This window comes from Croceicoccus sp. (genome assembly GCF_983967925.1).
The window spans coordinates 1-4,569 of record NZ_CFETID010000058.1; the positions used below are offsets into that span (position 1 = coordinate 1).

Annotated in this window: 5 protein-coding genes; all 5 read right to left on the minus strand. The window is 65.5% G+C overall.

Annotation, left to right across the window (positions count from 1 at the left end; translation table 11 throughout):
- Positions 1–746, minus strand: a 746-nt coding sequence (locus AC4FIJ_RS16270; protein ID WP_490337674.1) for an ATP-binding protein, incomplete at its 3' end; no start/stop codon positions are given.
- 19 nt (positions 747–765) lie between these two features.
- Positions 766–1,110, minus strand: coding sequence for a lysozyme inhibitor LprI family protein (locus AC4FIJ_RS16275; RefSeq protein ID WP_490337675.1), 345 nt, complete (start codon positions 1,108–1,110; stop codon positions 766–768).
- On the minus strand, positions 1,107–2,147 hold the full coding sequence (gene bioB, locus AC4FIJ_RS16280; RefSeq protein WP_490337676.1) for a biotin synthase BioB: 1,041 nt from the start codon (positions 2,145–2,147) through the stop codon (positions 1,107–1,109). Before bioB ends, AC4FIJ_RS16275 begins: the two co-directional genes overlap by 4 nt.
- Complete coding sequence (locus tag AC4FIJ_RS16285) at positions 2,144–2,944, minus strand: heme-dependent oxidative N-demethylase subunit alpha family protein (RefSeq protein WP_490337677.1); 801 nt, start codon at positions 2,942–2,944, stop codon at positions 2,144–2,146. Before AC4FIJ_RS16285 ends, bioB begins: the two co-directional genes overlap by 4 nt.
- 6 nt (positions 2,945–2,950) lie before the next feature.
- On the minus strand, positions 2,951–4,569 hold a 1,619-nt coding region (scpA, locus tag AC4FIJ_RS16290), incomplete at its 5' end, for a methylmalonyl-CoA mutase (protein WP_490337678.1).

The window sequence follows — 4,569 nt, forward strand, 5'->3', positions numbered from 1 at the left end:
GGCGTGACGAAGGGCGACGGCGCTTCCTCGACCACCTTCTGGTGGCGGCGCTGGATCGAGCATTCGCGCTCGTTCAGGTAAAGGATATTGCCGTGCTGGTCGCCCAGGATCTGGATCTCGATATGGCGCGGGTTTTCGATGAACTTCTCGATAAAGACGCGGTCGTCGCCGAACGAGTTGAGGCCCTCGCGCTTGGTCGCCTCGAAACCCTCGCGCACATCCTTTTCGCTATAGGCGAGGCGCATGCCCTTGCCGCCGCCGCCCGCGCTGGCCTTCATCATCACCGGATAGCCGATGTCGTTCGAAATTTCGACCGCGTGGTCGGTGTCGCGAATCTCGCCGACGAAGCCGGGGACGACGTTGACGCCCGCCTCCCTTGCCAGTTTCTTGGATTCGATCTTGTCGCCCATCGCGGCGATCGCGTTCACCGGGGGGCCGATGAAGGCGATGTTCTCTGCCGCCAGCGCCTCGACGAAGCTGGCGCGTTCGGACAGGAAGCCATAGCCGGGATGCACCGCGTCGGCGCCGGTCTGCTTGGCCGCGGCGATGATCTTGTCTGCCACCAGATAGCTTTCCGAAGCCGCAGCGGGGCCGATATGCACCGCCTCGTCCGCCATCTGCACGAAAGGCGCGCGCGCATCGGCGTCGGAATAGACGGCGACGGTCGCGATGCCCATGCGGCGCGCGGTCTTGATCACGCGGCAGGCAATCTCACCGCGGTTGGCAATCAGGATCTTCTTGAACACTGGCGGCTTCCTCTCTGGCTCAGTTCGTCTCGGCCAATTCGCGCAATTGCGCGCTCCTGGCCTCGGTCAATTCGGTCATGCAGCGATTGGCGATCAGCGGCGCGATCGACCCGCCCGCATAGCGCGCGACGACCGTTTTGCAGTGCGCATCGCGAAAGGCGATCCATGCGCGCTGTGCGTCCAGCAGGCTGCCGGACATGCCGCGCCGTTTGGCGATGTCGCGCAGATCGCGCCATGCGGCGTTGAGTTCGGCATCGGCAGCCTCGTACTCCTTCATTGAGCACAGGTTCAGCTCCGTCTGCGTGACCGCATCGGCGCAAGGGCCGGCCTGCGCGGCCAACAGCAGGACGAGAGCTGCGATCACTCGGCCGCCTCGGCAGGGATGCTGGCGCAGGCCGCGACATCGGCACTCGGGGCCGCCATCGCTTCCAGCCCAAGCCGCGCGAACAGCGCATCGTCGCTGTCGTCGCCCGCATTGGGCGCGGTCAGCAATTGTTCGCCGCTGAAGATCGAATTGGCGCCCGCCAAGAAGCACAATGCCTGCGTCGAGGCGCTCATGCTCTCACGCCCGGCGGACAGGCGGACCATGCTCTCGGGCATGGTGATGCGCGCGACCGCCACCGTGCGGACGAACTCGATCTCGTCGATCTGGGCCATCGGCGTATCGGCCAGCATGTCGCCCAGCGGCGTGCCCTTGACCGGGACCAGCGCATTGACCGGCACGCTTTCGGGATGATCCTCCATCGTGGCCAGCACATGGACGAAGCCCACGCGGTCCTCGCGCGTCTCGCCCATGCCGACGATGCCGCCGCAGCATACGTTGATGCCGGCCGCGCGCACATGCTCCAGCGTCAGCAGACGGTCGCCCAGGCTGCGGGTCGTGGCCACGCGCTCGTAATATTCAGGCCCGGTGTCGATGTTGTGGTTGTAGTAATCGAGACCTGCATCGGCCAGCTGCGTGGCCTGCTCGCCCGTCAGCATGCCCGCCGTCATGCAGGTTTCCAGCCCCATCGCCTTTACCTGCCGCACCATTTCGGTCAGCGCGGGCATGTCGCGGGGCTTGGGATTGCGGAAGGCCGCGCCCATGCAGAAACGGGTGCTGCCCATGTCCTTGGCCTGCGCGGCGGATTGCAGCACCTGCTGCACTTCCATCAGCTTGGTCGCCTTCAGCCCGCTGTCGTTATGCGCTGACTGGCTGCAATAGCCGCAATCCTCGGGGCAGCCGCCCGTCTTGACCGAAAGCAGGGTCGAACGCTGCACCGTGTTGGGCCGGTGATGTTTGCGGTGCACTTCGGCAGCGCGGAAGACCAGTTCGGTAAAGGGCAGGTCGAACAGGGCGGCGATTTCCTCGCGCGTCCAGTCGTTGCGGGCGTTGGAGCGAGTGGGAGCGGTAGTGGTCATGCGGCTTTCCTCTGGCGCGTCTTGGCATAGGCCGAAAGCGCGTGGGCATAATGCGGTGCGGCGCGGCGGTCACCCTCGCCCGCGCCGAAACCGTGGAGCGTTTCGGCAATCCGCGCAACGCCTGCATCGGACAGGCTGCCCAGCGGCGCGACATGAATGCCGATGGTAAAGACGATCGCGTGCGATTTCGGCAGGCGGCGCAGGGTCTCGCGCTCGCAGCGGACGTACAGGGTCTCGCCCGCGTTTTCGGGCGTGACATGGGCATAGCGCTCGGCGGGATCGTCGACAGGGAGATAGCGCCACAGGCCGTTCGGCATGACGAAGGCATTGGTACGGCCGAAAATATGCGGCGCGCGCAGGCCATCCAGGAATCGGTCGACACCGGCGGACAATTGCTCGGCATAGCCATCGATGGGTTCATGGACCGCGGCGATCGGCTTGCCCATCTTTTCGGCAAGCTGCCAATCGGTCGGAAACGCGACGGCAGCCGCCGTCAGTCGATAGGGCGCGCCGGGTGCATCCTGCGTGAGGAGGCAGAAATCCTCCCAATGCGCGCGGGCGGCCTGTTCGATGCCGCCGGTCACGCCCAGCATGTCGCATAGTTCCGCTTCGGCAGCGCGTGCCTCGGGGAGAACCTGCACGGCTTCGGGATGAGCGTCGAAAGTGGCGTTGCGCGGTGCCAGATCGGGGTCCGCCGCCAACCACTCACCCTCGGCCAAGCGCACCAGCCCCATGCGCAACGGGCCGGAGACCCGGGCGTCAGGGAGAAGTGTTTCGACGGAGAAGCCGAGGGTCATCGCGTGTTACTCCGCCGCCTCGTCCAGATCGGCGGGGGGCATGTTGTGGCCCAGCAGGCGCAGCACATCCGCGGCGCATTCGACCACGTTCGAGCCGGGACCATAGATGCCCTGCACGCCAGCATTACGCAGGAACTCGTAATCGCTCGACGGGATCACGCCGCCGGCGGTCACCTTGATGTCGCTGCGGCCTGCGTCCTTCAGCAGGCGGATCAGTTCGGGGATCAGCGTCTTGTGCCCTGCCGCAAGGCTGGAGGCGCCGATCAGGTCGACATCGCGTTCCAGTGCCATTTCCAGCGTTTCCTGCGGGGTCTGGAAGAGCGGGCCTGTGGTCACATCGAAGCCCATGTCGCCGAACGCACTGGCGATCACATTGGCGCCGCGATCGTGGCCGTCCTGCCCCATCTTGGCGATCATCACCCGGGGTTTACGGCCCATGCGGCGTTCGACGGCGGCGACGCCTTCGACCACGGCCTGATAGCGGCTGTCTTGGGCATAGGCAGCGCCGTAGATGCCCTTCACCGGCTTTGGCATGGTGTCATAGCGGCCGAAGGCGGCCTCCATCGCGTCGGAAATCTCGCCAAGGCTGGCGCGTTCGCGCGCGGCATCCACGGCCAGCGCCAGCAGGTTGCCGTCGCCCTTCGCCCCTTCGCGCAGGGCATCCAGCGCGGCCTGGCACTTCGCCTCGTCACGCGTGCTGCGCATTTTTTCCAACCGACGGATCTGCGACTGGCGCACCGCGGTGTTGTCGATGTCGAGCGTCTCGATCGGCTCTTCCTCGGGCAGGCGGAACTTGTTGACCCCGACGATGACGTCCTCGCCCCGGTCGACACGCGCCTGCCGGGCGGCGGCGGCTTCCTCGATCATCCCCTTGGGCCAGCCCGCGGCGACCGCCTTGGCCATGCCGCCCTCGGCCTCGACCTTCTCGATGATGGCCCACGCCTCGTCGACGAGGTTCTTGGTCAGCGCCTCGACGTAATAGCTGCCGCCCAGCGGATCGACCACATTGGTCATGCCGGTTTCTTCCTGCAGCACGATCTGCGTGTTGCGGGCGATGCGGGCGCTGAAATCGGTGGGAAGCGCGATCGCTTCGTCCAGCGCATTGGTGTGGAGCGACTGGGTGCCGCCTAGCATCGCGGCCATCGCCTCGACCGTGGTGCGGATGACGTTGTTGTACGGGTCCTGCTCGGTCAGCGAGACGCCGCTGGTCTGGCAGTGGGTGCGCAGCATCTTGGACCGTTCGGACTGTGCGCCCAGCTGGGTCATCGCGCGGTGCCACAAGGTGCGCGCGGCGCGCAGCTTCGCCACTTCCATGAAGAAGTTCATGCCTATGGCGAAGAAGAAGCTCAGCCGTCCGGCGAACTTGTCGATGTCGAGGCCGCTGGCCACGCCGTATTTCACATATTCCATGCCGTCGGCGATGGTGAAGGCCAGCTCCTGGACCTGCGTCGCGCCGGCTTCCTGCATGTGATAGCCGGAGATCGAGATCGAGTTGAACTTGGGCATATGGTCCGCCGTAAAAGCGAAGATGTCCGAGATGATCCGCATGCTGGGTTCGGGCGGATAGATATAGGTGTTGCGGACCATGAACTCCTTGAGGATGTCGTTCTGGATGGTCCCGGTCA

Bases quoted from the DNA above. Each gene is read 5' to 3' on its own strand.
- bioB (WP_490337676.1), bottom strand. From the start codon at position 2,147: ATGACCACTACCGCTCCCACTCGCTCCAACGCCCGCAACGACTGGACG.
- AC4FIJ_RS16285 (WP_490337677.1), bottom strand. From the start codon at position 2,944: ATGACCCTCGGCTTCTCCGTCGAAACACTTCTCCCTGACGCCCGGGTC.